The following is a 25,996-nucleotide window of genomic DNA, read 5'->3' on the forward strand; positions in this document are numbered from 1 at the left end:
GTGATCGGCTGCGCGTCGGTTCAGGGTAGGGGGCTCGCCCGGTGGCCGGGCCCGTGCCCGCCCAGGGCCCCGCCTCAGTTCCCCGCCCCGTACGGCTCCACGCTCGGCGGTTGCTTCGCGCGGTGGGCGCCCGTCTTGCAGCCCGCGAACGGGCCGCCGGGGGAGCGGAGTTCGGCCATGATGGGCCCGAGGTGGTCGCGGTGCCACACCGCCGGACCCGTCGGGCCCGCCGTGGGGTCGGTGAGTTCCTGCCAGGCCAGCCACAGGGCGTGCAGCCGGGCCACTGCCTCCAGGTGCTCCCACCAGCGCGGGCACCAGGGCTGCTGCGAGCTGACCTCGCGGCCGTAGACCGGGAGCAGCAGGTCCCCGACCCAGACGGCCAGGCCCTGCATCTCCTCGGCGTACTCGGCGCCGTCGAGGTAGAGGATGAACGGCGGGCCCACGGCGGGCAGCGGCTGCTGCGGGCCGGGCTGTTCGACGGTGGTGGTCATCGGACGATCCTCTCTGTGGCTCGCTCCGTGATCGCCTTGACCTCGGCCTGCGCGGCCAGCGCGATACGGTCGGCGCCGGGCTCGGCGTACCAGGGGCGGAGGCGGACCAGCGCGGGTCTGACGCCGGTGGCGAGGAGGAGGGCGGTGCCCTTGGGGAGGGCGCGGATACGGTCGGCGGGCAGGATGCGTTCCAGGCGGTACGACGTCGAGCGGGAACGCACGTCCTTGCCGCGGGAGTAGCTGACCGTCGACACGTCGTGCTCGCCGACCAGCCGCGAGACCTTCTCGACGAAGTCCGCGTCGTCGAGGCCCGCTCCGAGCAGCTTGATGGTGGCGGCGCTCCACAGCGCGTCCATCCCCGCCTCGCCCCACACCCGGCTGCCCTGGCGGTAACTCTGCAGCAAGGTCACGACGTTGATGCCGCGCGAGCCGAAGTGGGAGTAGAGGTCGGGCAGGTCGGAGATCCGGCAGACGTTGGCCGCCTCGTCCAGTACCGCCGTCATCGGCGGGTCCAGACGGCCGCCCATCCGCTCAGCCGCCACGACTCCGGCACGCAGGACGGAGTCCGCGCAGGCGGCGATGACGCCGGCGGCCGAGCCGCCGCCGTCCTTGGAGAGCAGGAAGAGGGTGTCGCAGGACAGCACATGCCGTTCGGGCAGGAACTGCGGCAGCTCGGGGTCCGGGCTCACCCAGGCGGCGATCGTCGGGTCGAGCAGGCAGGCCACGCACTGGCGGGCCGTCTCGTAGATGCCGTCGCGGGTCTCCACGGCGCCCTGGACGGTGCCCTGGAGCTGGTCGGCGAGGGCCGCCATGCCGGCGTCGCGCAGCAGGTCGACGGGTGTGCGGTCGGCCGGGTCAGCGAGCCAGGCCAGCACCTCACCGACCTGGCGCCCGCCCCGGTTGGCCGCGTGGAAGAGCGCGGTGAGCGTGTTCTGAGCCGCCGAGATCCAGAAGTCCCGCTTGGAAGCATCGTCGTTGACCGCGCCGACGAAGTGGCCGGCCAGTCGGCGGGCGCCCTCGATCGTGGCCGCGTCGGCGAGCATGTCCCACCACAGGCCGCGCGGGGTGTGGGCGATGCCCTGCGGGTCGAACGTCCAGACCGTGCCCGCGCGTTCGCGTTCCGCGCGGGTCACGCTGTACACGTCCGCCTTGTTGGACGTCAGCAGGACGCTGCCGCGGGCCCGCAGGACGCGGGGGACGGCGATCCCGGTGGACTTGCCGGCCCTCGGTGCCATCAGGTCCAGCTCCACGTCCTCGTAGCTGCTGCGGAGCTCGGGGCCGCCGGGTTCCAGGTTGCCGAGGAGGTTGCCCGTGTCGTCGGCGGGGAGTCTGCCGGACTTCGGCAGGGACGGGCGGAGTTGGCGGGCGCGGGCGGCGGCCCCCTTCGGGAGGAGGGCGGCGAGTTCGCGGCGGCCCGCGAGGCCGGTGGGCTTTCCGCCTCGGCGGGTGATGAGGACGACAGGCGTGATGAGCAGGGTGAGGATGGCGCCGAAGACCGTGCCCATGCCGACGGTGAGGGCGCCGGTCGAGGTCGTGGGCCACAGGGTCGTGGGACCGTCCGTGACGAGGACCTTGAGGGTGGTCAGGGTGAAGGGGGGTGGGTGCCAGCCGGCGCCGGTGAGGGCGGCGGCGAGGGTGCCGCCGAGCCAGGCGGCGAGGAAGAGGGTGCCGATGAGCAGGGCGGCGCCGGGGATGATCCAGGGCAGTAGGTCGTCGGTGGTGGTGTGCTGGTGCTTGCGTGTGGCCATCTCTGTTCCCCCGTCAGCTGATCGGACTTTCCCCGCCCCCAGGTGCGGCTCCGGTGGGGGTTGGTCGCGCAGTTCCCCGCGCCCCTTGAGGGCCTACGGCCACTCAGGGGCGAAAAGCACGGGGCGCAGCCCCTGCTTTTCAGGGGCGCGGGGAACTGCGCGAGAAGCCCCACGCACCCGCACCCGCCCACGAACCGGCACCCCCCACCCCACTAGGCGCCCTTCACCAGCGACGGAGTCCACCGCGTGTTCGTGTTGTGGAGTTCCCGCTCCGTGTCCGTGATCGACACCTTGATCGGGATCCCGGGCCGACCACCCACCTTGATCAGGAAGCGGCCACGGCCCGGCGGCTCCTCGTTGCCCCCCGTGCTGGCCCACCCCGGTGGTGACGACCACGACGACACGAGGTCGATCTCCCGCTCCGACAGACCGACGATCTCCCCGAGCTCCCTCATCTCCGTACGGGGAAGCCCCGCGCACACCACCATCCCGGCCCGCTCCACGAACCCGCGCGCCTTCGCCCGGTCCGCCTCGCTGCCCAGCGCCTCCGCGTCCTTCAACGTGTGGGTGATCTTCGCGTCGCCGAGTCCGAGGGACCGGTTGAGGCGGGTGAGCGCGTCGATGCGTTCGACGATGCCGGAGGCGGCCCGCAGCGGGCGCCACAGCTCGTCCAGCACCGTGAAGAACCAGCGCTGCGGTGCCAGACCCGCGTCGGCGAGCGCGTGGGCCGCCGCGACCGTGCCGAGACCGTCCGACCACGCCGCCAGCATCGCCGCCGCCGTGAGCTGCGTGTCCGCCTCGCCGATCCGGGAGATGTCGACGCAGACGGCGGGCGAGGCCGGGTCGATCCGGGTGGAGGTCTCGGCGGCGAAGGTGTCGCCGAGCGGCCCGTCCAGCACACCCAGCAGCGAGCGGTGCAGCGGATCCACCGCCTCCTGGTAGCGCGCCACGTCGCCCCGGTCGAGGGTGACCGCGCGCACCCGGTCCGGTCCCTCGTCCAGCACCTTCAGCAGGTCCGGCAGGAGCGGCGCCCGCCCCGGCTTCGTACGTTCCGTCAGATGGTGCAGGCACGCCGAGAGGACCGACTGCTCGTGATCGTCCATCGGGCGGCCCCGGACGATCGTGATGAGCGCCGCGACCATGTTCAGCACACGGCCGTGCGCCTCCGCCGCCAGGATCCGGCCCCGTTCGCCGCCGATCCGCAGCGCCGCCTCGCCCATCGCGCCCGGGTCGAGGACGTTGATGCCGCCCACCCCGCGCCCGATGGAGATCACCTGGCCGCCGAGCGCCCGGACGGTGTCGGCGTAGTCCGGCTTGAGGTCGCCGAGGACCAGCGGGGTGATGCCCGTGGCCGCCATGCCGATCAGCATGCGGTTGACCAGAGTGGACTTGCCGAGGCCCGGCATGCCCAGCATGAACAGGGACGGGTTGGAGATGTAACGGGCGCGGGTGAACCAGGAGATGGGGTCGCCGCAGACCGTGGCACCCGTGTGCAGGTGCTGGCCGAGCGGCACACCCGTCATCGGGGCGCCGGAACCCGCCGCGAAGGGCCACAGCCCGCACGCCTGGACCGTCGTGGCCCGCCACAGCGCCGGCGGGTCGACATGCCCGACCTGACCGCCCCCGGGCCCGAACCACCCGCGCGGCGGCGCCACTTGCGGCCGTACGGGACGGGTGGGGCGTGCGGAACCTTCAGCAGCGCGCTTGCTCACAGCGCCTCCCGGATCTGGTACGGAACGAGGGTGTGCTCCCACGGCAGCAGGCCGACGGGGAGCGTGCAGGTGAACGCGGAGGCCTGCATACGGTCGGCGGGGCGCATCAGGATGCGGGAGGACGCCTGGAGGTTGCGTACGGTGATCGCCGCGTCCGGCAGCTGCTCCTCGTCGTCGACGGTGACCGTCACCATCAGCGAGAACTCCACGAGCCCGGCGCCCGCGGCCTCCTCGGCCGCCGTCTGCTCGGCCGCCTGCATCTCGGAACTGGCCCGCGCCTGGACCAGCCCCCGCTTGGAGCCGGCCATGAAGTGCGCGGCACGCCGGTCGGCCTCGACGATACGGGCGGAGGTCGCCGGGTCGATCGGGCGGTAGACCAGCGAGACCCGCTTGCGGCGGGTGCCCGACGCCGGCTCCAGCAGGCCCCGCAGCACGCTGGACCGGACCGTGCCGCGCGGCGCCAGCGTCAGCATCCAGGTCCGCGAGACCCCCGAGTCGTGCTTGTACGACTGCACCGTCTCCACGGCCGCCGCCGGGCCCGCGTCCGCCCAGTCGAGGCCGGTGGTGGACTGCTCGGCCCGCGTGCTCAGCACGTCGGGGGCCACGGCGGGGTCGTACGCCACCCGTACGATCTCCGCGAGCCGCTCGGCGGAGAGCGGGTACGCGGAGCCGCCGCCGGCCGCGACCAGTCCCGACAGCAGGCCCGGCAGGCGCATGGACAGGTCGGTGATGACGTCCTCGACGTCCCGCTTGGGGCCGCCGGTCGGGCCGTAGGTGAGCGCGATGTACGTGTGCATCTCGGAGGAGGCGGACGGGTAGCGCGCGACGACCTCCTCCATCACCGCGCGGGCCGCCGCCGGGGCGTCCGGCGAGATGCGCGGCAGCACCTCGGCCGCCAGCCGCGTCCCCGTGTCCGGAGCGGTCTCCACGACGACCTGGGCGCCGCGCAGACCCGGCTCGTGCGAGAGCCGGGAGAGCCAGTCGCCCCAGGACGCCACCCAGATGTCGACCTGCTCGGGGTCGACCAGCGAACCGCCGTCCGGCTCGCAGGCCAGGACCACCGTGCAGAGGTTGCGTCCGGGGTGGTGGATCACCCCGAAGGCACGGTTGTAGGCGTCCCGGCCCTCGTACATCTTGGTGCGGGCCAGCAGGCCCGGCGGCTGGTAGCGGCCGCCGGGACGCTTGGAGAGCGGGCCGGAGACGTACGTGGTGGAGCCGTTCGCCTTGCGCCTGAGCCAACCGATACGCACCGCGACCACCTGGTAGATGTTGCGGCCGTCCACCGTGCGCAGCGCGAGCGGCGCGAGGAAGAGGCCGAGGGGGATGAGGACGAGGACCGCGGCCAGCAGCGAGACCAGCGAGGCGAGCAGAGCGACCAGGAGTCCGCCGAAGGCCACGACGGTGCCGAGGAGGCCCAGGGGGCCGAGGCCCGGGCGGCGGGGGCGGCGCCAGTTTCCGTAGGTGGGACGCGTGAGGGCGTCGGTGGACATGGGGTTCCTTCTTCCGGCTGAGGTCGCTGGTTTCCGAGTGCGGTCGCGGGGTGCTGCGTGCCTACGAGCTCGGGGTGTCCTGCGGTTCGGTGACCGCGGGGCCGTCGTGGTTGCTCGCGCAGTTCCCGCGCCCCTGACGGGGCGCGGGGGTACCGCTACTGGTTGTGGCCCTTCATCCCGTCGTTGTCGTCCAGCGAGCCCGCGACCTCGGAGGCCGCCTGCATGCCGGTCTGGACGACCACGGCGGCGGCCTGGACCGCGACGGCCGCGCCCGCCGTGGCCGCTCCCGCCGCGGCGGTACCGGCCGCGGCGCCGGCGCCACCGGCACCGCCCGCGGCGCCGCCCGCCGACGAGCCCGCCCCCGAGGACGGAGAGCCCTGGGGGCCGGCGGAACCGCCGCCCCCGCCGCCGCCCGACTGTCCGGCGGCGCCGGCGGCACTGCCGGCGATGCTGACCGCGCCGGAGGCCATGTTGTTGGCGACTCCCATGGCGACCGTGCCGCCCGAGGTGCCGCCGAGGGCGGCCGTCGCCGGGACGATCAGCTTGAGCAGGGCGGGCAGCGCGAACACCGCCAGGATCAGCATGCCCATGCCCGCGATGACCTGGTTCAGGTCCTTGGTGTCCTTGGTCATCGAGGTGGCCGAGTAGATGATCAGGGCCGCCGCCGGCTTGTACAGCAGCCAGGCCGCGAGCCAGCCGATGTGCTTCTTCCACCAGCCCTCGCCCCACCCGGTCATCGAGGAGGCGGCGGCCAGCGGCAACGTGCCGACCAGCATGATCAGGACACCGATGCGGATGTACATCAGCACGATCTGCACGAAGCTCGACAGCATCACCAGCAGACCGAAGATCAGCACCAGACCCGGTTGGTTGAGCGTCAGCACGCCCAGCATCTCGGTGGCCTTCTCACCGAGGCTCGCTCTCGCGTAGACGTCCTTCGCGTATGCGTCCGACGCCCTCATCAGGGCCGTGACCACGGGAACGGAGGCCGCGCCGACGAGGATGACCTTCCACATCCCCATGAACGCCTGCCGCATCGACTGGCCCTTGCGGTCCACGGCCATCCGGATCGCGGCCAGCAGCAACGAGGCCACCGCGACGTAGGCGACGATCCAGTTGACCTCCGCGGTGATCTGACCGATGGGACTGGCGGCGGTCGCCTGGCCGTGGCCGCCGCCGTTCCCCGTCGGGTTCTCCACGTCGATGTTCAGCCAGACGCCGTTGAGCGCCTTGAGCACCTCCGCCGCGCCGTCGCCGATCGCCTTGGCGAAGACGACCACGGCACCCTCGGTGAACTGCTTGCCGCCCTCTTCGATCACACAGTCGTAGAGCTTCCAGGAGCAGGCCATCTCACGCCTCCCAGGTGACGAAGCCGTCGGTGCCGCTGACCTGCGACACCCCGCTGTAGACCGTGCCGTCCCGGTCCGGGGCGAGCTTCCAGTCGCCGTCCCGCCAGCGCACGGTGACCGAGGCGGAGCCGAAGCCGCCGTCGCCCATGCCGCGCACCAGGACCATCACGGTCGCCTGCGTCTCGTCGTACGACAGGACCGTGAAGCCGGCGTAGCCACCGGCGTCCGGCGAGCCCGTGGTGGACTTGTTCGCCTCCTGGGAGCGGCTCGCGATCAGCGCGTCGCGGCCGGCGCCCGGCACGACCTGCCTCTCGACGACCTCGCGCCAGCCGTCGTAACTGAGGTGGTCGGTGATGGAGTGGACCGCCATGACGGCGCCCAGCGGGGTGTGGGCGAAGCAGGACCAGACCGGACCGTCGTACGTGCGAGGGCCCGCCGCCTTGGAGACGGGGACCAGGCCGGTGCCGTTGGCCTTCCAGTGGAAGTCGCGCGGCGCCTCGGTGGGCTTGTCCTGGTCGCGGTCGTCGGTGCGGCAGCCGGCGGGCCGCTTGTCCGAACCGCCGTCACCGCCACCGGAGTCGGAGCCCTTGTCCGAGCCCGTGTCCGAGGTCGAGGTCGGTGCCGGGTCCGGATCGCCGGCCGCGCCGGACGACCCCCCGCCGCTGTTGCCCGTCACCGCGAAGAGCACGGCGAGGACGAGCAGGACCGCCAGGAACCCGGCCGACAGGATCCAGCCCCGCTGCTGCCAGAACGGCTGTTCCCACTCTCCGCTGCCCCGGTGGACTCGGCCGGAGTTCGGCATCGTCGCTCCCCCTTTCGACGTGCTCGGACGACTAGAAGACGAAGTTCACGAGCGGGCCGGCGGTGGCGACCAGGACACAGCCGCCGAGGACCATGCCGAGTCGGCCCATGTGCTCCGAGCCCTCGCCGCGGCGCATGGAGATCGCCATCATGGCGCCGCAGATCAGCACACCCGCGACACCGGCGGCGGTGCCGGCCCAGGCGACGATGCCGAGCACGGTGTCGACCTTGCCGGTGAGTTCGGCGGGGGCGTCGCGGTTGGGGTTGGGGACCGTGCCGTCGGCCAGGAATACGGACTGATGAGCCTTGGCGGCTATCGCGTGCAGCATGTGGTTTCTCCCCGTGGCCTCGGCCGTCCCGCCGTGGGCGGCGGGCCGGCGTCGACCGATGTGAGCGGATGGGACATTGGTTGCTTTCGGGACCGGCGTGATGTGCCCGGGTTCCCGGTCGCTCTGTGAGCTTGGCGACTGCTGTGAGCCGAAACCAAGCGATGTAGTGATCCAGCACCTGTCGGTGACGTGCTCGTGACAGACGGGAACTCCTCGTCATGTCCGGGACAGTGACGATCCGTCAGAAACGCCGGGACCTGCGGCTAAGCGGAAGGTCTCGCACCGGCGTGCGAAGAGAGCGACGTATCCATGTGCGACGGGGCCGCGCGTCCTGGCGCGGCGGGGGCGTATGCCCTTGCGCGGCGGAGGCGTGTGTCCTTGCGCGGCGGAGGCGTGTGTCCTTGCGCGGCGGAGTCGCGCACCGTGGCAGTGACTCGGCGCGCGATGGGCGCGCACCAGCGCGTTACGAGAAGCCGCCCGAAGCCATGGCGGAACCCATCAGGCCGGAGGCCGTCAGGCACGGCGGAAGCTGCCCGAAGCCACGGTGCGAGCCGTCCGTAGCCGCGGCGGAAGCCGTCAGGCGCGGCCGAAGTCGCCTGACGGCACGGCGACGGCCCGTCGGTTCCCCGTGAACCGGCGGGCCGTCGCCCTGCCTTACGCCCGGTGTTCCTCCTGTGCTCCGCTCCGCGGTCCCCCTACAGCACGAACCCCACGATCGGTCCGGCCGTCGCGCCGATGATGCAGGCGCCCATGACCACCGCGAACTGCGTGAGGTGCTCGTCGCCCTCCCCGGACCGCAGGGAGATGGCCATCCGTGTGCCCACGATCATCAGCCCGCACACGCCGGCCGCCGTGACCAGCCAGGCGAGGATGTTCAGCACGTAGTTGAGCTCGTTGGTGACCACGGCCGGAGGCGCGGCCAGCGTCGAGGCGGCGGCGTACAGGGTGCTGCTCACGGGGTCCTCCCGGTCAGACGGGCCAGTGCCGCGCTCTCCCGGGGCGGCGGGCCGGTGAGATCGCCGGTGCGCCAGGCGGGCACCCAGGGCACGCGGTAGACGTCTATGACGGAACCGATCACCTTCACGCGCTGCACCAGCTGCCGGGGCAGCCGGCCGGGCGCGTCCGCGACCAGCACGATCGCGTCGAGGTCGAGCCCCGGCGGCGCGTCGCCCCGCCGGAAGATGTCCAGGGTGTGCGAGACCGCGTCGAGCCCGGAGGAGTGCGTGCGCCCCACCAGGAGCACCGACCCCGGCTCGCCCTGGTCGGGACGCGGCCAGTTGCGGCCCGCGTCATGACCGCCGAAGACCGTCGCGAGGGTGGTGGACCCGGCACCGCCGTGCGTGGCGACCCAGGAGAACTGCCGTGCGCTCGCCGCCGCCAGGGGCGCCGGGTCCGGCGGCCGTGCCTCCGGCTCCGTCACCGGGCCCCGCACCCAGATCTCCGGCCCGGCCGCCGCCTGTCCCGTGTCCGGCCGCATCACCGCATCACCGCTCTCCACCACTCCCCGTTTCCGCCGCTGATCACAGCGGTCCGCTCGGCGCGGCCCGCCTGTCGCAGTCTTCCTGAGTCCGTGGCGCCCGTCGCACCCGGCGGGGTGCCGGCCGCCGTTGTGTGCCCGGCGCGACGCCCATCACCGATCTTCACGGCGTACGGGCGGCTTGGGAATCGGGACGTGAGTTCCTGCGACGAGCCTGTGACGCACCGGTGACGCGCGGAGCGGGGGTGAGCGGAGAGACTCGTCTGACTGGACCCAAGTGGCAGGAACATGACGGAACGACGTCACCGGATGCCTGACGGAACGACGTCACCGGATGCCTGACGGAACGACGTCACCGGAGGCGTGACGGAACCGCGTCACCGCATCTCGTCTCGTCTCGTCCCTTCCCGCCACTTCGACGCTGAGGGGAGCAGATGTCCAACGGGGGAGGGTCCGTCACGACCTGGGTCGTCGGCGGCTGCGTGGCGGCCGTACTGATGCCGGTGGTCATGATGGTCGCGGTGAGCGGCGGCGGCGATGCCGAGGCAGAGGAGCAGGGTGTCGGGGGAGGACTCAAGTCGGGCCAGGTACCGGCCGAGTACGTGCCGTGGGTGCTCAAGGCGGGCGCCATGTGCGACGTCATCAAGCCCGCGGTGATCGCCGCGCAGATCGAGGCCGAGTCGGGCTGGAACCCGAACGCCAAGTCCCCGGTCGGCGCCGAGGGGTTGAGCCAGTTCATGCCCGGCACCTGGCCGAGCTGGGGCAAGGACGACGACGGCAACGGCCGCGTCTCCCCGTACGACCCCGGTGACGCGATCATGGCCCAGGGCCGCTACGACTGCGCCCTCGCCAAGCAGGTCCAGGGCTACAAGGACCGCGGCCAGGCGACCGGCGAGACCCTCGACCTGGCGCTCGCCGCGTACAACGCCGGTCCGGGCGCGGTGCAGAAGTACGGCGGCATCCCGCCCTACACCGAGACCCAGAACTACGTCGCCCGCATCAAGTCCCTGATCTCCAAGTACGAGTCGGTCGACGACCCGCCCGGAAAGCTCCCGGACGGCCGGGAGATGGCGATGCCGCTGTCCGGCAACCCGCCCGTGACCTCGCCGTACGGCTGGCGCATGCACCCGACGCTCGGGGTCCGCAAACTGCACACAGGCATCGACTTCGGCGCGGCGTCCGGTACGCCGGTGCTCGCCGCCCGCGACGGCGAGGTGACCTTCGCCGGGTGGAGCAACGGCTACGGCAACCGTGTCGTCATCTCCCACGGAACCATCAACGGCGACACCATCTCCACCACCTACAACCACATGCTGTCCGGCCTCAGCGTGAGCGTCGGCGACAAGGTCAAGGTCGGCCAACGCGTCGGCCTGGTCGGCTCGACCGGCTACTCGACCGGCGCCCACCTCCACTTCGAGGTGCAGCAGAACGGGGCGTACGTGAATCCGGCGCCGTGGCTGGGGCTGTAGTGAGGGTCAGGGTGCGGGTAACAGATGCGACGGGCCCGGCGGGTTCGACGGGTTCGGCGGGTTCAGCAGGTTCGACGGGGCAGGACACTGAGGTGAGGAGGGGAATCAGGGTGAACGTGATGCATGGTGCGCGCGGCGGGCGCGAGGAACGAGACGCGCGCGGGGCCGGCCGCTTCGGCGGAGTGGTCCGCCGGGCGGGTGTGGTCGTGCTCGCGACCGTGACCGGCGTCGCGGTCCTCACCGCCTGCGGTCTGGAGGACCACCGCAAGACGGCGGGCGGCTCCACGGCCACGTCCGAACCGCCCTTCACCCCCAAGGCCCCCCTCCCTTCCGGGAAGTCGCTCGGCCCGGACGCCCGTGTCCCGAACCCCACCGGCGTCGACGAGACGGACGCGACCGCCGTCGCCGAGGCATGGACCGAGGTCGCGTACGGCTACGACACCAAGTACGACACCGGTCCGCACGACGCCGTGCTGCGCTCCGCGCGCTGGTTCACCGCCGCCAAGGCGAAGGCCGAGCGCTCGTACCGTCCCGCGAGCGGCGCCGGCGAACAGTGGAACTCCTGGGCCGCGCACCAGGCGTGGACCACGGTCGAGGTGGAACCGGACGACGACGGGGACGCGCCCTCCGACTCGGCCAGGGACGCCTACCGCGCCCTCTTCGTCGACGGCACCGCACACGGCCGTGACGGCTGGACGGGAACCGGCCCTCAGGCCACGGTGTACGTGAAGCTGGTGCGCTCGGGCAAGGGCGAGCCGTGGCGGGTGGACGAGGTGCGTACGGTGGAGGCAGCGATACCGACACCGGACCCGTCCACGTCGGCCGCGGCCGCCACCCCCGCAACTCCTCTTTCTCCTTCTCCTTCTGCCCGACCCGAGTGAGGGAACGATGACTCGACTCAGCCGCGAACAGAAGCGGGAACTCAAGCGCGCGGGACGCGTGCCGGCCGGGCTCACCCCGATCGACGTACGGGTCTCGGCCGAGGCCGGCGCGACGGTCGGTGGCATGCCGGTACCGCCGGCCGCCGGGGAGTCCCTCCAGAGCGCCGCCCTGGACTACCTCCACCGCCTGGCCCTCGCCACCGGTCACCCCGTCCTCGCCACGGTCCACGACGAACGCATCGGCTATGTCGTCCCGCTGCAGATCCAGGTCGACGGCTCCAGCCACTACGCCGGCGAGCCGGTACGGGTGGGCGAGCCGCAGGGGTTCGTGGCGCGGACGGCGAGCGGGACAGCCCCGGAGCCGCCCGCCTCGGCCCCGGCCCCGCGCCGCGACAGGTCGACGCATGTCCTGCGCGCGGTACCGGAGTCGGCGGCCCCGGGCGGACTCCCGGCCGAGCAGGGCGTTCCGCACACCCCGCAGCCCTCCTCGCCACACCCTCACCAGGACCCGAACTGGCAGGCGGTCGCGCATGCCCCTGCCCAGGTCCGGCCCCAGGCCGAGGCTCAGCAGCAGTGGCAGCCTCAGGCGAGGCCGGAGGCGCCGGCGCACCCCGAGCATCGCCCGCAGCCGCAGCCGCAGCCGCAGCCGCAGCCGCAGCCGCAGCCGCAGTCGCAGCCCCAGCCGTCCGTCCAGGCGGAGGTACGGCCGGACGCGCGGCCGGAGTCGCCGTCGCACCCGCAGGGGCAGCCGAGGCGGGAGCCCAGCACGATGCGGTTGGGGGCGAGCGAACCGGCGCTCCAGGCGGAGCCGTTCACCCCCACACCGCAGCCCGAGCGCCCGAAGCGGGAGCCGAGCACCCTCCCTCTGTCGGCGGCGAAGCCCGCGCCCGCGCCGGAACCCGCGCACGCTCCCGAGCCCGCGCACGCTCCCGAGCCCGCGCACGCTCCCGAGCCCGCGCACGCTCCGGAGGCCGTGTCCGCGCACGCCCGCGCACAGACCCCCGAACCGGCACCCGCACCGGCACCGGCACCCGAACCGGCACCCGCACCGGCATCCGCACATGCGCCTGCCTACGAACCCCCGCACGCCCCCGACCACAAGTCGGCCGCACCCGCCCCCTCCGAGCCGGCGCCGCCCGTGAAGCGCGAGCCGCGGACGATGCCGCTCACGGCGGCGAGGGAGAAGCAGGGCGCGCAGGGCGACGCGTCGCAGCCGGCGTCGGGCGCGGTCGTTCCGTCGACGTTCGTGCTGCGCGCGGTGCCGGAACCGACGGAGGGCCCCTTGGCACGGCCGTCGCGCACCCCGGACCTGCGCACCCCGGACCTGCCCCTCACCCTCCCCGGCGTCCCGGTGGACTCGGACGCCCGAACCTCGGCTCCCGAGCCCGCCCAGGACACCGCCCCGGCCGTCGGCACGGTCTCACCCCCGACCGGCGAGTTCGGCCCGCTCACGGCCCCGGCCTCCCTGGACCCGCAGCCGTGGCCCGCGGCCCCCACGGGCCCCGCCCCGGAGTCGGCGCACCCGCACGCCTCGGAGCCGACGCACATCCCGTCCTCGGAGCCCGCCCCGGAGTCCGGGCCCGTCTCGCTGGAGCCCCAGCCCTGGCCCCCCGCTCCGACTCCGGCCCCGATGCAGCACCAGACGCCGCCCACCACCACGCCCACCCCGGAACGCGCATCCCTCTCCACGCCGGCCCCTGCGGAGGAGTCCGCGTCCGACGCCTACTCCGCCCCAGAGTGGAAGGTGCTGGAGGAGGACGACGCGCCGAAGCCCGCGCCGGTACGGGAGTTCGACGCGGTGGCCGAGGCGGTGCTGGACCCGGAGGAGGACGGCGGCACCCCGTCACCGTTCGCGGAGGCCGTCTCGCGCATCAACGAGGCCGTGAAGCTGGGCCGCATCCAGGTAGCCGCGGAGATGGCCGAGCAGACGGTCGCACAGGCGACGGTGGCGCTGGGCCCCCAGCACGCCGAGGTTCTGAAGCTGCGCGAACTCACCGCCTACATCGCCTACTTGGCCGGTGACGCCCTCCGCTCGTTCCATCTGTCGCTCGACCTCGCCGGCCTCCGCCACCGTATGCGCGATCAGCGGGCCGCGTACGGCAACATCCAGAGCGCGGCGGCCGCCTGGCGGGCGGTCCGTGACCCGCTCCAGGGGCTGCACCTGGGCCGCGACCTGATCGCCGTCTGGACCGACCTCGCCGCGGACGCCGGTCCCGCGGCCGACGACCTGGAGCAGCTGGAGAAGGCCCGCACCCGCATGACCCGCCTCACCGACCGGGCCCGCGCCCTCGACTCCGCCCCCTACGCTCATGGCCAGTGACCCCGTTCGAAGCCGCCGACGCCCCCGGTCACCCGCTCGACGGACCACCTCACCGCCCCACCTCACCGCCCCACCCAAGCACCCGACCGCCCCACTCCTACAACCGACCGCCCCACCGACAGACACGACCAGCCCACCCACGCACCCGACCGCCCCACCGGCCTTCCCCGAGTGGCCCGCGAGCGCTCCTCCTCCACGGCGCCCCCCGAACACCGCCATACCCTCCGCCCCCGGGTCGAGGTGGCCGTCAACGAGCTGACCGGCACCCTGAGCTGGCGCACCCTCGACCGGCCGACCCAAGCGCCGCCCGCCCAGCACGGCGCCCCCGGCCCGCCTCACCGCCGTACGCCGGCGCCCCAAACGGTCGCCCCTTGGAGCGCTCGCATCGCGGCCCTCCGCTCCGCCGGTCTCGACCCCTCCCGCACCCCCGTGAGGGGTGCCGCCCCCATCCCGACGCACCCCGGAGCCGTCCGGGCCGCGCTGAGCGTCGACGTCGGAGCGCTCGTCCCGGAGCGGCGCACCAGCCGGTCGGCCCGGCTCGGCGCGCTCCGCTCCGCCGTGGCCGCGGACCTCGCTCACGGCGCCGGCATGCCCACCTCGGTCGCGTCCCGCCTCAGGTCGACGACCGCGACCCCGGCGCACACCCACGCCCTCGCGGCCCGCCGCACCTCGGCCGTGACCCGCCCGTCGACCCCCGCCCCCGCTCCCGCCCACCGCCGGTCACTCTGACCTGCCGCCGTACACACAAACGGGGCCGACCGCGGCGCTCCCCACCGCCGGCCGCCCCCGGAACGACAACGGCCCGGACCTACCTACCGGGCGTCACCACCCGGAACGCCACGCGCCACGCGCCGCGTGCCTCACTCCGACAGCTCCCACACCGCGTACGCCAGCGCGTCCCCGTTCCGGTCGAGCGCCGTGTCGTTGATGTTGGCCGTGGTGTCGCAGGACGAGTGGTAGCAGCGGTCGAAGGCCTGGCCGGACGTACCGCCCCACTTGGCCACCTGCGCCGCGGTCTTCGTCCGGCTCGCCCCCGTGAAGAGCCCGCCGACGGGAACGCCGGCGCTCTTGAACGGCGCGTGGTCGGAGCGGCCGTCGCCCTCGGTCTCGATCTCGGTCGGGACGCCGATGCCCGCGAAGTAGTCCTTGAAGGTCTGCTCGATGACGGGGTTGTCGTCGTAGACGAAGTACCCGGGGTTAGGCGAGCCGATCATGTCGAAGTTGAGGTAACCGCTGATGCGGGCCCGGTTCGCGGAGGAGAGGTTGTTGACGTAGTAGCGGGACCCGACGAGACCCAGCTCCTCCGCGCCCCACCAGGCGAACCGGAGGTGCTTCGTGGGCTGGTAGCCGGTGCGGGCCACGGTCAGCGCGGCCTCCAGCACCGCGGCGGACCCGCTGCCGTTGTCGTTGATGCCCGCGCCCGAGGAGACACTGTCCAGGTGTGAACCGGCCATGACAACCTGGTTCGTGTCGCCGCCCGGCCAGTCCGCGATCAGGTTGTAGCCGGTGCGCCCGCTGGACGTGAAGGTCTGTACCGTCGTGGTGAAACCGGCCGCGTCGAGCTTGCCCTTCACGTAGTTGAGCGACGCGAGGTAGCCGGCGCGGCCGTGGGCTCTGTTGCCGCCGTTGGCGGCGGCGATGGACTGGAACTGGGTCAGGTGCGCCTTGACGTTGGCCACGGGCAGGTCGGGCGCCGCGGCGATCGTCGCCGCCGGAGCGGCGGCCGCCCGGTCGGGGGCGGGGGCGGCCCCCGCTATGGAACCGGTGGTGAACAGCGTGGTCGCCGTGACGGCCGCGGCGACGGCGGTGGCGACGGCGGCGCGGCCCGCGACTGGAACAGAGAGCTTCATGGTGGGGGGCTCCGAATTCCATGGGCCCGCCCCGGACGACACTGTTGATGTGTCCATGGCGAACCCGGTGAATGAGGTGCCTGGATGGTGCGGGCGGGACTGACTCTCCGTCAAGGGTGCTATTTGGCCAGCGGGGTTCGCGCCTCGACGGGGTCCACGACGACGCTCAGTTCCTCCAGCCGCTTGCGTGCCACCCGCGCCGTCCGCAGCGCGTCCCACGTCAGCAGGGACAGCGCCAGCCACACCAGCGCGAAGCCCGCCCACCGCTCGGGCGGCATGGCCTCACCGAAGTAGAGGACGCCCAGCAGGAACTGGAACACCGGCGCCAGGTACTGCAGCAGCCCCAGCGTGGACAGCGGCACCCGGATCGCGGCCGCCCCGAAGCAGACCAGCGGCAGGGCGGTCACCAGTCCGGTCGCGGCCAGCAGCAGCGCGTGCCCCGTCCCGTGCGGACCGAAGGTGGCGTCCCCGCGCGAGCCCAGCCACAGCAGATAGGCCAGCGCGGGCAGGAACTGGATCGCGGTCTCGGCGGCGAGCGACTCCACGCCGCCCAGGTTGACCTTCTTCTTCACCAGCCCGTAGGTGGCGAAGGAGAAGGCGAGACAGAGGGAGATCCACGGCGGCCGCCCGTAGCCGATCGTGAGGACGAGGACGGCCGCGAAGCCGACGCCGACGGCCGTCCACTGGACGGGCCGTAGCCGTTCCTTCAGCAGCAGGACGCCGATGGCGATGGTGACGAGCGGGTTGATGAAGTACCCGAGGGAGGCCTCGACCACCTGGTGGGTGTTGACGGCCCAGATGTAGACGCCCCAGTTGACGGTGATCACCGCCGCCGCGACGGTGATCAGGGCGAGCCTGCGTGGCTGTCGCAGCAGCTCACCGGCCCAGGACCAGCGACGCAGGACCAGCAGCAGGACGGCGACGACCGCGAGGGACCAGACCATGCGGTGGGCGAGGATCTCCGCCGCGCCGGAGGGCTTCAGCAGGGGCCAGAAGAGGGGGACGAGCCCCCACATCCCGTACGCGGCGAAGCCGTTCAGCAGCCCTATCCGGTGTTCGCCCCTCGACTGCGCTGCCACGGCCCCTCCTCCTCGCCCGGCCGCACCGCCGCGACCCCGACCCCTCGACCCTCCCGAAGGTAACGCCGAGCACCCCCGGCTGTCATGCCCGTATCGGCATACGGTCATGACAGCCGGGGGTGAGGCGCCCAGAGGGGGAGGCCGGGGCCCGACCTGGGGGTTGCTCCAGGCGTCGACCGGCGGGCGGGGTGCCGACCGGGTCTTTCGGGCGTCCGCAGGGAGGGGCGGACGCAAGGTGGTGCGGGTGCTGCCTCGGGGTGAGCCGGGGGCGGCCCGGTGCAGCCCCGGGAGCGCGGGACGCAGGCCGGAGGCGCTCCGTACGCCTCCTCGGGGGTAAGGACGCCGGCCGAAGTGCTCAGCCCCGTCCGGTCACGCCTTCAGCGCCACCGCGATCGACTCGGCGATCGGCGTGGTCGGACGGCCGATGAGGCGGGAGAGGTCGCCGGAGGAGACGACCAGCTCGCCCTTGGCGACGGACGCGTCGACGCCCGCGAGGACCTCGGCGAGGAACGGGGGGAGCCCGACGCTGGTCAGAATGCCGGTGAGCACCTCGCCGGGGACGGAGTTGTTCGCTATCTCCTTGCCGGTCTGCGCGCTCAGCTCGGCCGCGTACTCGCCGAAGCTCCACGCGGTGTCGCCGCCCAACTCGTACGTCTTGTTCTCGTGGCCCTCACCGGTCAGCACGGCGACGGCGGCGGCCGCGTAGTCCGCGCGGGCCGCGGAGGAGACCCGGCCCTCACCGGCGGCGTGGGTGACGGCGTTGTGCTCCAGCACCGGCGCGAGCTGCTCGGTGTAGTTCTCGTTGTACCAGCCGTTGCGCAGCAGGGTGTACGGCAGCCCGGACGCGAGCAGCACCTCCTCCGTGCCCCGGTGGTCGTCCGCGAGCGCGGCCGTCAGGCTGCCCGGCGCGCTGGTGTACGCGAGGAGCGCCACCCCCGCGGCCTTGGCGGCGTCGATCACGACCTTGTGCTGGCCCACCCGGTCGGCGCCGATCTCGCTGCCGGAGATCAGCAGCACCTTGTCGCCGGCGGCGAGGACGCCGTCGAAGGTCTCGGGGGCGCTGTAGTCGGCGACGGCGATCTTCACGCCGCGCGCCGCGAAGCCGGCGGCCTTCTCCTCGCTGCGGACGACGGCCGTGATCTGCTCGGCCGGTACCTTCTCCAGCAGGCCCTCGATGACGAACGTGCCGAGGTGGCCGGTGGCTCCGGTGACGACGATGCTCATGGTGGAACTCCTCCAGGGGGCGGATGCGACACTCACCCTAGGGGGTGCACTAACTCTTCGAAAGTACCCACTTTGAAGTAAGGTACTGGCATGGCCGTAAGCAAGGTGTCGCCGCCGCCCGCAGGCAAGTACGAGATGGGCCCCGAGGGGATGTGTCCGTACCGCCTCGTCCTGGAGCACGTCACCAGCCGCTGGGGCGTCCTCGTCCTGATCGAGCTGCTGGAGCGGTCGTACCGCTTCAGCGAGCTGCGCCGGGCCATCGGACGGGTCAGCGAGAAGATGCTCACCCAGACCCTCCAGACCCTGGAGCGCGACGGCCTCGTCCACCGCGACGCCAAGCCCGTCATCCCGCCACGCGTCGACTACTCCCTCACCGACCTCGGCCGCGAGGCCGCCGAACAGGTGCGGTCGCTCGCCCTCTGGACGAGGGACCGCATGGACGCCGTGGAGGAAGCCCGGCGGACGTACGACGAGTCCAGGCAGCCGTAGGGCCAGGCCGGGCAGACGTGTGACCAGTCCGGGCGGACGTAGGGCCAGGCCGGGCGGAGTGCGGCGAGGCCCGGGGCTGAACTGCCCCGGGCCTCGCCGCCCGCTCGTCCTGCGCTCGTCCTGCGCTCGTCCCGCCTGGTCGGCCGCGGTCAGCCGACCACCGTCCAGGTGTCCCCGCCGGCCAGCAGTGCCGCGAGGTCGCCCTTGCCGAACCGGTCGATGGCGGAGTCCAGCTGGTCGGCCATCTGCGTGTCGTAGACGGGCCGTTCGACGGACCGCAGGACACCGATCGGCGTGTGGTGCAGCGTGTCCGGATCGGCCAGCCGCGACAGCGCGAACGCCGTGGTGGGCGACTGCGCGTGCGCGTCGTGGACCAGGATCCGGGACTCGTTCTCCGGGGTCACGGTGACCACCTTCAGATCACCGGTGGCCTCGTCCCGTACGACACCCCGCCCGCCGTCCGCGCCGAACCGGATCGGCTGCCCGTGCTCCAGCCGGATCACGGCCTCCTCGGCCTGCTGCCGGTCCTTGAGGACCTCGAAGGCGCCGTCGTTGAAGATGTTGCAGTTCTGGTAGATCTCCACGAGCGCCGTGCCCGGGTGGGCGGCGGCCTGCCGCAGCACCTCCGTCAGGTGCTTGCGGTCGGAGTCCACGGTCCGCGCCACGAACGACGCCTCCGCCCCGATCGCCAGCGACACCGGGTTGAAGGGTGCGTCCAGCGATCCCATCGGCGTCGACTTGGTGATCTTGCCGACCTCCGAGGTGGGGGAGTACTGCCCCTTCGTCAGACCGTAGATCCGGTTGTTGAAGAGCAGGATCTTCAGGTTCACATTGCGCCGCAGGGCGTGGATCAGATGGTTGCCGCCGATCGACAGCGCGTCCCCGTCGCCGGTCACCACCCAGACGGACAGGTCGCGCCGCGAGGTGGCGAGCCCGGTCGCGATCGCCGGCGCCCGCCCGTGGATGGAGTGCATCCCGTACGTGTCCATGTAGTACGGGAAGCGGGAGGAGCAGCCGATGCCCGAGACGAAGACGATGTTCTCCCTGGCCAGCCCCAGTTCGGGCATGAAGCCCTGGACGGCGGCGAGGATCGCGTAGTCACCGCAGCCCGGGCACCAGCGCACTTCCTGGTCGGACTTGAAGTCCTTCATGGACTGCCGGGCCGTGGCCTTGGGCACGAGGGACAGCGCCTCGATCGTGCCGCCCGTGCCCGCGGTCTCCGTGGACCTCTCAGCCATCGATGGCCTCCTTGAGAGCCGTGGCGAGCTGCTCCGCCTTGAACGGCATGCCGTTCACCTGGTTGTAGGAGTGGGCGTCGACCAGGTACTTCGCCCGTACGAGCGTGGCGAGCTGCCCGAGGTTCATCTCGGGGATCACCACCTTGTCGTAACGCCGCACCACCGTGCCGAGGTTGCGCGGGAAGGGGTTGAGGTGGCGCAGATGGGCCTGCGCGATGGACTCCCCGGCCGTCCGCAGCCGCCGTACCGCCGCCGTGATCGGCCCGTACGTCGACCCCCAGCCCAGCACCAGCGTGCGTGCCCCGTGCGGGTCGTCGACCTCGATGTCGGGGACGTCGATCCCGTCGATCTTCGCCTGCCGCGTGCGCACCATGAAGTCGTGGTTGGCCGGGTCGTAGGAGATGTTGCCCGTGCCGTCCTGCTTCTCGATGCCGCCGATCCGGTGCTCCAGCCCCGGTGTCCCGGGCACAGCCCACGGCCGGGCGAGGGTCTGCGGGTCGCGCTTGTACGGCCAGAAGACCTCGGTGCCGTCGTCCAGCGTGTGGTTGGGCCCCTGGGTGAACTGCACGGTCAGATCCGGCAGTTCGTCGAGCTCGGGGATGCGCCAGGGCTCGCTGCCGTTGGCCAGGTAGCCGTCGGAGAGCAGGAACACGGGCGTGCGGTACGTGAGCGCGATCCGGGCCGCTTCGAGGGCCGCGTCGAAACAGTCGGCCGGGGTGCGCGGCGCGACCACCGGCACCGGGGCCTCGCCGTTGCGCCCGTACATGGCCTGGAGCAGATCGGCCTGCTCGGTCTTGGTCGGCAGCCCGGTGGACGGCCCACCGCGCTGGATGTCGACGACGAGCAGCGGCAGTTCGAGCGAGACGGCGAGCCCGATGGTCTCCGACTTCAGCGCCACACCCGGCCCGGAGGTCGTCGTGACCGCGAGAGAACCCCCGAAGGCGGCCCCCAGCGCGGCCCCGATGCCCGCGATCTCGTCCTCCGCCTGGAAGGTCCGCACCCCGAAGTTCTTGTGCCGGCTCAGCTCGTGCAGGATGTCCGAGGCCGGCGTGATCGGGTACGAGCCCAGGTACAGCGGCAGATCCGCCTGCCGCGAGGCCGCGATCAGCCCGTACGACAGGGCCAGGTTCCCGGAGATGTTCCGGTACGTCCCCACCGGGAAGGCCTGGGTCGCCGGGGCGATCTCGTAACTGACCGCGAAGTCCTCGGTGGTCTCCCCGAAGTTCCAGCCCGCGCGGAAGGCGGCCAGGTTGGCGGCCGCGATCTCCGGCTTCTTGGCGAACTTGGCCGCCAGGAACCGCTCGGTGCCCTCGGTCGGCCGGTGGTACATCCAGGACAGCAGACCGAGCGCGAACATGTTCTTGCTGCGCTCGGCCTCCTTGCGGCTGAGGTCGAACTCCTTGAGCGCCTCGACGGTGAGCGTGGTCAGCGGCACCGGATGGAGGCTGTACCCGTCCAGCGACCCGTCCTCCAGCGGACTGGTCGTGTACCCGACCTTCTGCATCGCCCGCTTGGTGAACTCGTCCGTGTTGACGATGATCTCCGCGCCGCGCGGCACGTCCCCGATGTTCGCCTTGAGAGCGGCCGGGTTCATCGCGACGAGCACGTTGGGCGCGTCACCCGGGGTGAGGATGTCGTGGTCGGCGAAGTGCAGCTGGAAGCTGGAGACGCCCGGCAGGGTGCCGGCGGGGGCGCGGATCTCGGCGGGGAAGTTCGGCAGGGTGGAGAGGTCGTTGCCGAAGGTGGCGGTCTCGGAGGTGAAGCGGTCGCCGGTGAGCTGCATACCGTCACCGGAGTCCCCGGCGAACCGAATGATCACCCGATCGAGTCGCCTGACGTCCTTCGGCCCCGCCGGATTGCGCTGTTCCCTCAGTTCTCCCAGAGCGGACTCGTCGGCCTGCTCCGCTGGGCTGCTGACCTGGCTGGTCACTGAACTGGACCTCCCTTGAGGCGGCTGTCCGGGAACGGCCGACCCGACGGCCCTCCCAGGACCAACCCTACGTCGGTGAGGCCGACGAAAGCCTCGAAGTCCACCCGGAGACCGGACGGGCGACGGAAGAGGAGGAATTGGGAGCCCCCGTCTGACACGGTGTCAGATAATCATGAATTCAGATAGGTGAGCACTGCCAGGACCCGTCGGTGGTCCCCGTCGCTCTGGGACAGCCCGAGCTTCAGGAAGATGTTGCTGACGTGCTTCTCGACGGCCCCGTCGCTGACGACCAGTTGCCGGGCGATCGCCGAGTTGGTCCGCCCCTCCGCCATCAGCCCCAGCACCTCACGCTCCCGGGGGGTGAGCCCCGCGAGCACGTCCTGCTTCCGGCTCCGCCCGAGCAGCTGCGCGACCACCTCCGGGTCCAGCGCCGTACCGCCCCGGGCCACCCGCACCACGGCGTCGACGAACTCCCGGACCTCGGCCACCCGGTCCTTCAGCAGATACCCGACGCCACGGCTGGACCCCGCGAGCAGCTCGGTGGCGTACCGCTCCTCCACGTACTGCGACAGCACGAGCACGCCCAGCTCCGGATGCGACTTCCGCAGCTGTACGGCGGCCCGCACGCCCTCGTCGGTGTGGGTCGGCGGCATCCGCACATCGGCGACGACGACGTCCGGGAGGTCGCCCTGCGCCGCGAACTCGGTGATCGTCTTGATCAGGGCGTTCCCGTCCCCGACCCCCGCGACGACATCGTGCCCCCGGTCGGTCAGCAGCCGCGTGAGCCCCTCCCGCAACAGCACCGAATCCTCGGCGATGACCACCCGCACCCTGTCCTCCACGCCTGTTCCCCCCACTGCACCCCGTACCGCGACAGCCCCCAGCATTCCAGCATCCGGCCGCCCAGTCCCCACACAGCGAAGGAAACCGGGGTGGAACAGGGACGCGCCCACCCCCAAAAAACACACGAGCGCACCCACGCCAAGGCACCCCCAACCGCAACTCACCCACGGCAGAGGGCGCCCCAGGCGAAACGGCACCCCCAGCCCCAGCCGCCCGCAGGGCCCCCTCAGGCCGCCCGCCAGGGCAACTCCGCCGTCACCCGAGTCGGCCCCCCGCCCGGCGAGTCGACCACCAGCACCCCATCAACCGCCCCGATCCGCTCCGCGAGCCCCGCCAACCCGGACCCCGCCCCCGCATCCGCCCCACCCACCCCGTCATCGATCACCTGCAACATCAGCCGGTCCTCGACCTTCCACACATCCACGGTCACCCGAGACGCCCCCGCATGCTTGCTGACGTTCTGCAGCAGCTCGGACACCGTGAAGTACGCGATCCCCTCGATCGCAGGCACCGGCCGCGCCGGCAGGTCCACCTCCACCACCACCGGCACCGCACACCGCGCGGCCACCGCGGACAGCGCCGCGTCGAGCCCCCGGTCGGTCAGCACCGCAGGATGGATCCCCCGCGCCAGATCCCGCAGCTCCTGCAACGCGGTCTTCACCTCACCGTGCGCCGAGTCGACCATCACCGCCGCCGCCCGGGGGTCCTCCGCCAGCTTCTCCTTCGCCAGCCCCAGATCCATGGCCAGCGCCACCAGCCGGGCCTGTGCCCCGTCGTGCAGATCCCGCTCGATCCGCCGCAGATCGGCCGCGGCCGTGTCGACGACGACCCCCCGGTCCGACTCCAGCTCGACGACCCGCGCCCCCAGCCGCGACGGCCCCAGCAGCGTCACCACCATGCCCCGGTCGACCATCGTCAGACCCCGCAGGATCCACGGCGTGGCCATCGTGAAGAGCAGCCCGACCAGCGCGGTCACGGTCACCTCGAACGGGTTGTTCAGATACACGGAGTGCGTCTCGTCCCCGTACAACTGCAACCCGTCCTGCCCGGCCCACACGGGGAACACCCAGAACCACAGCGGGTACGTCAGCAGCGCCCACCCGTACGTCCAGAAGGTCACCGCCACCCCGAACGAGAACACCGACCACGGGAACTGCACGACCGCGTACAACAGCTGCCGCCATGACGCCCCGCTGCGCAGCACCGCGCCCATCCACGCCATCGCCCCGCGCCCCCGCATCCGCAGCGGCTCCGGCGCGTCCACGTCCACCCCGAGCAGCACGCGCGCCCGCGCCCGCTCCAGCGCGCCGAACGCCCGGCACCCGGCCAGCCCCGCCGCCAGCACCGGCACCCCGAGGAACGTGATCAGCAGCCCGGCGCCGACGGACACCATGGTGATGGCGTAGGTGAAGAGCAGGATCCCGATCGGCAGCCCCAGCAGCACGTACCCGAACTCCCGCCAGCTGCGCGCCTCGAACGGCGCCCGCAACCCGGCCGGCACCCGACGCCGCCGCTCCTCGCCCCAACTCCCGTACTCGTCCCGGTACTCCATGGCCATCACCGTCGCCCGCCTCCGCAGATCCCGCACTCCCGATGTCGTACCCCCACCCTCCTCGTCCCCGCCCGCCGGAACCATGGAGCGGGTCGGCGTCTCGATAGGGGGGTTTTCCCCACCCCCGCGCCCCTGAGGAAGGATGGGGCGCAGCCCCGGCTTCTCAGGGGCGCGGGAAACTGCGCGAGAAGCCCCACGCACCCGCACCCGCACCCGCGCACGCCGAAGGGGCACCCACACCGAGCAGGCGCCCCTCACAATCCCGCAGTGGACCTACCGCCCCCGCCAGGGCAACTCCGCGGTCACCGTCGTAGGCCCACCCACCGGCGACTCGATCACGAACAACCCGTCCACCGCGTCCAGCCGCTCCGCCAGCCCGGCGATCCCGCTCCCGCCGTCGAGCCGCGCACCCCCGTGCCCGTCGTCCCACACCTGGATCAGCAGCCGGTCGTCGGACCGCCACACATCCACCGACGCGGCCTTCGCCCCACTGTGCTTGCTGATGTTCTGCAGCAGCTCGGAGACCGTGAAGTACGCGATCCCCTCGATCGCCGCGGCGGGCCGCACGGCCAGATCCACGCTCACCTTCACCGGCGCCGTGCACCGCGAGGCCACCGCCGACAGCGCCGCGTCCAGCCCCCGGTCGGTCAGCACCGCAGGATGGATCCCCCGTGCCAGATCCCGCAGCTCCTGGAGCGCCAGCTTCACCTCACCGTGCGCCTCCTCCACCATCGTGGCGGCCGCGTCGGGATCCTCCAGCAACTTCTCCTTGGCGAGCCCGAGCCCCATCGCCAGATTCACCAGCCGGGCCTGTGCCCCGTCGTGCAGATCCCGCTCGATCCGCCGCAGATCGGCCGCGGCCGTGTCGACGACGACCCCCCGGTCGGACTCCAGTTCGGCGATCCGCCGCTCCAGCTCATCGGACGGCGACAACAGCGACCGCACCATCACCCGGTCCACGTTCGTCAGCCCCCGCACGATGTACGGCAGCACCGGCCACGCCACGAACAACCCCGTCAGGGTGATGACGAACGTCGTGACGGCCCACGGCATCCGGATCAGCTCGTACAGCATCGACCGCCAGCCGACCGGATCCTTCACGCTCATCCACACCTGCGCGAAGAGGCCCTCGTCCGCCCGCCGCCCGTTCCCCCGGAACGGCAGCGGACTCGGTTCGTCCACCCGCACCCGCAGCAGCGCCCGCGCCCGCATCCGCTCCAGCCGTCCCAGCTGCCTCGCCCCCATCAGCGCGGCGGCGAGCAGCGGAAAGCCGATCACTGTCAACGTCAGGAACGCGCTGGTGAACAGCACCGTCGTCACATACACGAACCCGAGCAGCGCGAACGGCAGATTGGCCAGCAGATGCGCGATCTCCCGCCAGGTCTGCCCTTCGAAAGCGAACCGCGCGGGCGGCAGCGGGTCCGAGGACGTCTGACTGGACGGCAGTGGACGACCGTACGGCTGCCCGGAGCCGGTCGGGGAGGAGAGGGGTTCGGTCATGCCCACCAGCCTGCCCGCCGCCTCCCGGCCCGCGCCATGAGGCGGACCGCCCCGGCCACCCTGGGGAAAACCCCACCCTGTCCCATACCTCCCCCTCCCGGCCCGATCACGGCGGCACTCGGGCGTGCCGACCTGTGACGGGCTGCTTACGCTCTCTTTAGCAGGGCCTAGACTCCCGTGCGTACAGATCGTCGAACAGCGACGTACGTACGGCGTCCGCATCC

22 protein-coding genes are annotated in these 25,996 nt (G+C 72.3%); 5 read left to right on the plus strand and 17 right to left on the minus strand.

Going from position 1 to position 25,996, the window contains the following annotated elements:
- Nucleotides 1-74 precede the first annotated feature (74 nt).
- The 9 genes from GWK25_RS03700 to GWK25_RS03740 all read right to left on the minus strand — a co-directional run bounded on the left by GWK25_RS03700 (nucleotide 75) and on the right by GWK25_RS03740 (nucleotide 9,421).
- Nucleotides 75-491, minus strand: coding sequence for a DUF4913 domain-containing protein (locus tag GWK25_RS03700; protein WP_215448476.1), 417 nt, complete (start codon nucleotides 489-491; stop codon nucleotides 75-77).
- On the minus strand, nucleotides 488-2,239 hold the full coding sequence (locus tag GWK25_RS03705) for a type IV secretory system conjugative DNA transfer family protein (RefSeq protein ID WP_215448477.1): 1,752 nt from the start codon (nucleotides 2,237-2,239) through the stop codon (nucleotides 488-490). The genes GWK25_RS03700 and GWK25_RS03705 overlap by 4 nt, the downstream gene beginning before the upstream one ends.
- A gap of 212 nt (nucleotides 2,240-2,451) precedes the next feature.
- Nucleotides 2,452-3,951 (minus strand): ATP/GTP-binding protein, encoded by a 1,500-nt coding sequence (locus GWK25_RS03710; protein ID WP_308010853.1) that lies wholly within the window; start codon nucleotides 3,949-3,951, stop codon nucleotides 2,452-2,454.
- Entirely contained in the window at nucleotides 3,948-5,441 is a 1,494-nt protein-coding gene (locus GWK25_RS03715) for an SCO6880 family protein (protein WP_215448478.1), read from the minus strand. The genes GWK25_RS03710 and GWK25_RS03715 overlap by 4 nt, the downstream gene beginning before the upstream one ends.
- A gap of 155 nt (nucleotides 5,442-5,596) precedes the next feature.
- Nucleotides 5,597-6,790: a hypothetical protein gene (locus GWK25_RS03720; RefSeq protein ID WP_215448479.1), complete on the minus strand. Its 1,194-nt coding sequence runs from the start codon at nucleotides 6,788-6,790 to the stop codon at nucleotides 5,597-5,599.
- A gap of 1 nt (nucleotide 6,791) precedes the next feature.
- On the minus strand, nucleotides 6,792-7,592 hold the full coding sequence (locus GWK25_RS03725; RefSeq protein ID WP_215448480.1) for a hypothetical protein: 801 nt from the start codon (nucleotides 7,590-7,592) through the stop codon (nucleotides 6,792-6,794).
- Between the two features lie 31 nt (nucleotides 7,593-7,623).
- Nucleotides 7,624-7,920 (minus strand): hypothetical protein, encoded by a 297-nt coding sequence (locus GWK25_RS03730; RefSeq protein WP_184904751.1) that lies wholly within the window; start codon nucleotides 7,918-7,920, stop codon nucleotides 7,624-7,626.
- A gap of 695 nt (nucleotides 7,921-8,615) precedes the next feature.
- Nucleotides 8,616-8,876: a hypothetical protein gene (locus GWK25_RS03735; protein WP_215448481.1), complete on the minus strand. Its 261-nt coding sequence runs from the start codon at nucleotides 8,874-8,876 to the stop codon at nucleotides 8,616-8,618.
- The gene (locus GWK25_RS03740; protein ID WP_215448482.1) at nucleotides 8,873-9,421 is read right to left on the minus strand and encodes a DUF6668 family protein; all 549 of its coding nucleotides are present in this window, start codon (nucleotides 9,419-9,421) and stop codon (nucleotides 8,873-8,875) included. The genes GWK25_RS03735 and GWK25_RS03740 overlap by 4 nt, the downstream gene beginning before the upstream one ends.
- Before the next feature lie 410 nt (nucleotides 9,422-9,831).
- Between GWK25_RS03740 and GWK25_RS03745 the strand changes: the two genes are divergently transcribed.
- The 4 genes from GWK25_RS03745 to GWK25_RS03760 all read left to right on the plus strand — a co-directional run bounded on the left by GWK25_RS03745 (nucleotide 9,832) and on the right by GWK25_RS03760 (nucleotide 14,796).
- Nucleotides 9,832-10,866 carry a peptidoglycan DD-metalloendopeptidase family protein gene (locus GWK25_RS03745; RefSeq protein ID WP_215448483.1) on the plus strand — a complete coding sequence of 345 codons (1,035 nt, stop codon included), beginning with the start codon at nucleotides 9,832-9,834 and terminating at the stop codon, nucleotides 10,864-10,866.
- A gap of 119 nt (nucleotides 10,867-10,985) precedes the next feature.
- Nucleotides 10,986-11,747, plus strand: coding sequence for a hypothetical protein (locus tag GWK25_RS03750; protein WP_215457185.1), 762 nt, complete (start codon nucleotides 10,986-10,988; stop codon nucleotides 11,745-11,747).
- 7 nt (nucleotides 11,748-11,754) lie between these two features.
- On the plus strand, nucleotides 11,755-14,067 hold the full coding sequence (locus GWK25_RS03755) for a hypothetical protein (protein ID WP_215448484.1): 2,313 nt from the start codon (nucleotides 11,755-11,757) through the stop codon (nucleotides 14,065-14,067).
- A gap of 171 nt (nucleotides 14,068-14,238) precedes the next feature.
- Nucleotides 14,239-14,796 carry a hypothetical protein gene (locus GWK25_RS03760; RefSeq protein ID WP_215448485.1) on the plus strand — a complete coding sequence of 186 codons (558 nt, stop codon included), beginning with the start codon at nucleotides 14,239-14,241 and terminating at the stop codon, nucleotides 14,794-14,796.
- 131 nt (nucleotides 14,797-14,927) lie between these two features.
- Here GWK25_RS03760 and GWK25_RS03765 read toward each other — a convergent pair whose 3' ends face one another.
- From GWK25_RS03765 to GWK25_RS03775, 3 genes are all read right to left on the minus strand, one after another.
- Nucleotides 14,928-15,917 (minus strand): M28 family metallopeptidase, encoded by a 990-nt coding sequence (locus GWK25_RS03765; RefSeq protein WP_215448486.1) that lies wholly within the window; start codon nucleotides 15,915-15,917, stop codon nucleotides 14,928-14,930.
- 119 nt (nucleotides 15,918-16,036) lie between these two features.
- Entirely contained in the window at nucleotides 16,037-16,996 is a 960-nt protein-coding gene (gene rarD / locus GWK25_RS03770; RefSeq protein WP_215448487.1) for an EamA family transporter RarD, read from the minus strand.
- 369 nt (nucleotides 16,997-17,365) lie between these two features.
- Nucleotides 17,366-18,220 (minus strand): SDR family oxidoreductase, encoded by an 855-nt coding sequence (locus GWK25_RS03775; RefSeq protein ID WP_215448488.1) that lies wholly within the window; start codon nucleotides 18,218-18,220, stop codon nucleotides 17,366-17,368.
- 90 nt (nucleotides 18,221-18,310) lie between these two features.
- Here GWK25_RS03775 and GWK25_RS03780 point away from each other — a divergent pair, with 90 nt between their 5' ends.
- The gene (locus GWK25_RS03780) at nucleotides 18,311-18,709 is read left to right on the plus strand and encodes a helix-turn-helix domain-containing protein (RefSeq protein WP_251828700.1); all 399 of its coding nucleotides are present in this window, start codon (nucleotides 18,311-18,313) and stop codon (nucleotides 18,707-18,709) included.
- A 149-nt stretch (nucleotides 18,710-18,858) separates the two neighbouring features.
- Here GWK25_RS03780 and GWK25_RS03785 read toward each other — a convergent pair whose 3' ends face one another.
- The 5 genes from GWK25_RS03785 to GWK25_RS03805 form a co-directional block, all read right to left on the minus strand.
- Nucleotides 18,859-19,947 carry a 2-oxoacid:ferredoxin oxidoreductase subunit beta gene (locus GWK25_RS03785; RefSeq protein ID WP_215448489.1) on the minus strand — a complete coding sequence of 363 codons (1,089 nt, stop codon included), beginning with the start codon at nucleotides 19,945-19,947 and terminating at the stop codon, nucleotides 18,859-18,861.
- Entirely contained in the window at nucleotides 19,940-21,877 is a 1,938-nt protein-coding gene (locus tag GWK25_RS03790; RefSeq protein ID WP_215448490.1) for a 2-oxoacid:acceptor oxidoreductase subunit alpha, read from the minus strand. Before GWK25_RS03790 ends, GWK25_RS03785 begins: the two co-directional genes overlap by 8 nt.
- Before the next feature lie 170 nt (nucleotides 21,878-22,047).
- Nucleotides 22,048-22,707: a response regulator transcription factor gene (locus GWK25_RS03795; RefSeq protein WP_308404470.1), complete on the minus strand. Its 660-nt coding sequence runs from the start codon at nucleotides 22,705-22,707 to the stop codon at nucleotides 22,048-22,050.
- Between the two features lie 239 nt (nucleotides 22,708-22,946).
- A complete protein-coding gene (locus GWK25_RS03800; protein WP_215457187.1) occupies nucleotides 22,947-24,278 on the minus strand; it encodes a sensor histidine kinase in 1,332 nt (443 codons plus the stop codon).
- A gap of 267 nt (nucleotides 24,279-24,545) precedes the next feature.
- A complete protein-coding gene (locus GWK25_RS03805) occupies nucleotides 24,546-25,772 on the minus strand; it encodes a sensor domain-containing protein (protein WP_215448491.1) in 1,227 nt (408 codons plus the stop codon).
- Nucleotides 25,773-25,996: the final 224 nt, after the last annotated feature.

It is taken from the genome of Streptomyces sp. ATCC 21386 (assembly GCF_018728545.1).
Lineage (GTDB): Bacteria > Actinomycetota > Actinomycetes > Streptomycetales > Streptomycetaceae > Streptomyces.

Excerpts from the sequence above, each read along its gene's own strand:
- GWK25_RS03700 (WP_215448476.1), bottom strand. The coding sequence starts at position 491 with ATGACCACCACCGTCGAACAGCCCGGCCCGCAGCAGCCGCTGCCCGCC.
- GWK25_RS03705 (WP_215448477.1), bottom strand. The coding sequence starts at position 2,239 with ATGGCCACACGCAAGCACCAGCACACCACCACCGACGACCTACTGCCC.
- GWK25_RS03715 (WP_215448478.1), bottom strand. The coding sequence starts at position 5,441 with ATGTCCACCGACGCCCTCACGCGTCCCACCTACGGAAACTGGCGCCGC.
- GWK25_RS03720 (WP_215448479.1), bottom strand. The coding sequence starts at position 6,790 with ATGGCCTGCTCCTGGAAGCTCTACGACTGTGTGATCGAAGAGGGCGGC.
- GWK25_RS03725 (WP_215448480.1), bottom strand. The coding sequence starts at position 7,592 with ATGCCGAACTCCGGCCGAGTCCACCGGGGCAGCGGAGAGTGGGAACAG.
- GWK25_RS03730 (WP_184904751.1), bottom strand. The coding sequence starts at position 7,920 with ATGCTGCACGCGATAGCCGCCAAGGCTCATCAGTCCGTATTCCTGGCC.
- GWK25_RS03745 (WP_215448483.1), top strand. The coding sequence starts at position 9,832 with ATGTCCAACGGGGGAGGGTCCGTCACGACCTGGGTCGTCGGCGGCTGC.
- GWK25_RS03750 (WP_215457185.1), top strand. The coding sequence starts at position 10,986 with ATGCATGGTGCGCGCGGCGGGCGCGAGGAACGAGACGCGCGCGGGGCC.
- GWK25_RS03755 (WP_215448484.1), top strand. The coding sequence starts at position 11,755 with ATGACTCGACTCAGCCGCGAACAGAAGCGGGAACTCAAGCGCGCGGGA.
- GWK25_RS03765 (WP_215448486.1), bottom strand. The coding sequence starts at position 15,917 with ATGAAGCTCTCTGTTCCAGTCGCGGGCCGCGCCGCCGTCGCCACCGCC.
- GWK25_RS03775 (WP_215448488.1), bottom strand. The coding sequence starts at position 18,220 with ATGAGCATCGTCGTCACCGGAGCCACCGGCCACCTCGGCACGTTCGTC.
- GWK25_RS03780 (WP_251828700.1), top strand. The coding sequence starts at position 18,311 with ATGGCCGTAAGCAAGGTGTCGCCGCCGCCCGCAGGCAAGTACGAGATG.
- GWK25_RS03785 (WP_215448489.1), bottom strand. The coding sequence starts at position 19,947 with ATGGCTGAGAGGTCCACGGAGACCGCGGGCACGGGCGGCACGATCGAG.
- GWK25_RS03800 (WP_215457187.1), bottom strand. The coding sequence starts at position 24,278 with ATGGCCATGGAGTACCGGGACGAGTACGGGAGTTGGGGCGAGGAGCGG.
- GWK25_RS03805 (WP_215448491.1), bottom strand. The coding sequence starts at position 25,772 with ATGACCGAACCCCTCTCCTCCCCGACCGGCTCCGGGCAGCCGTACGGT.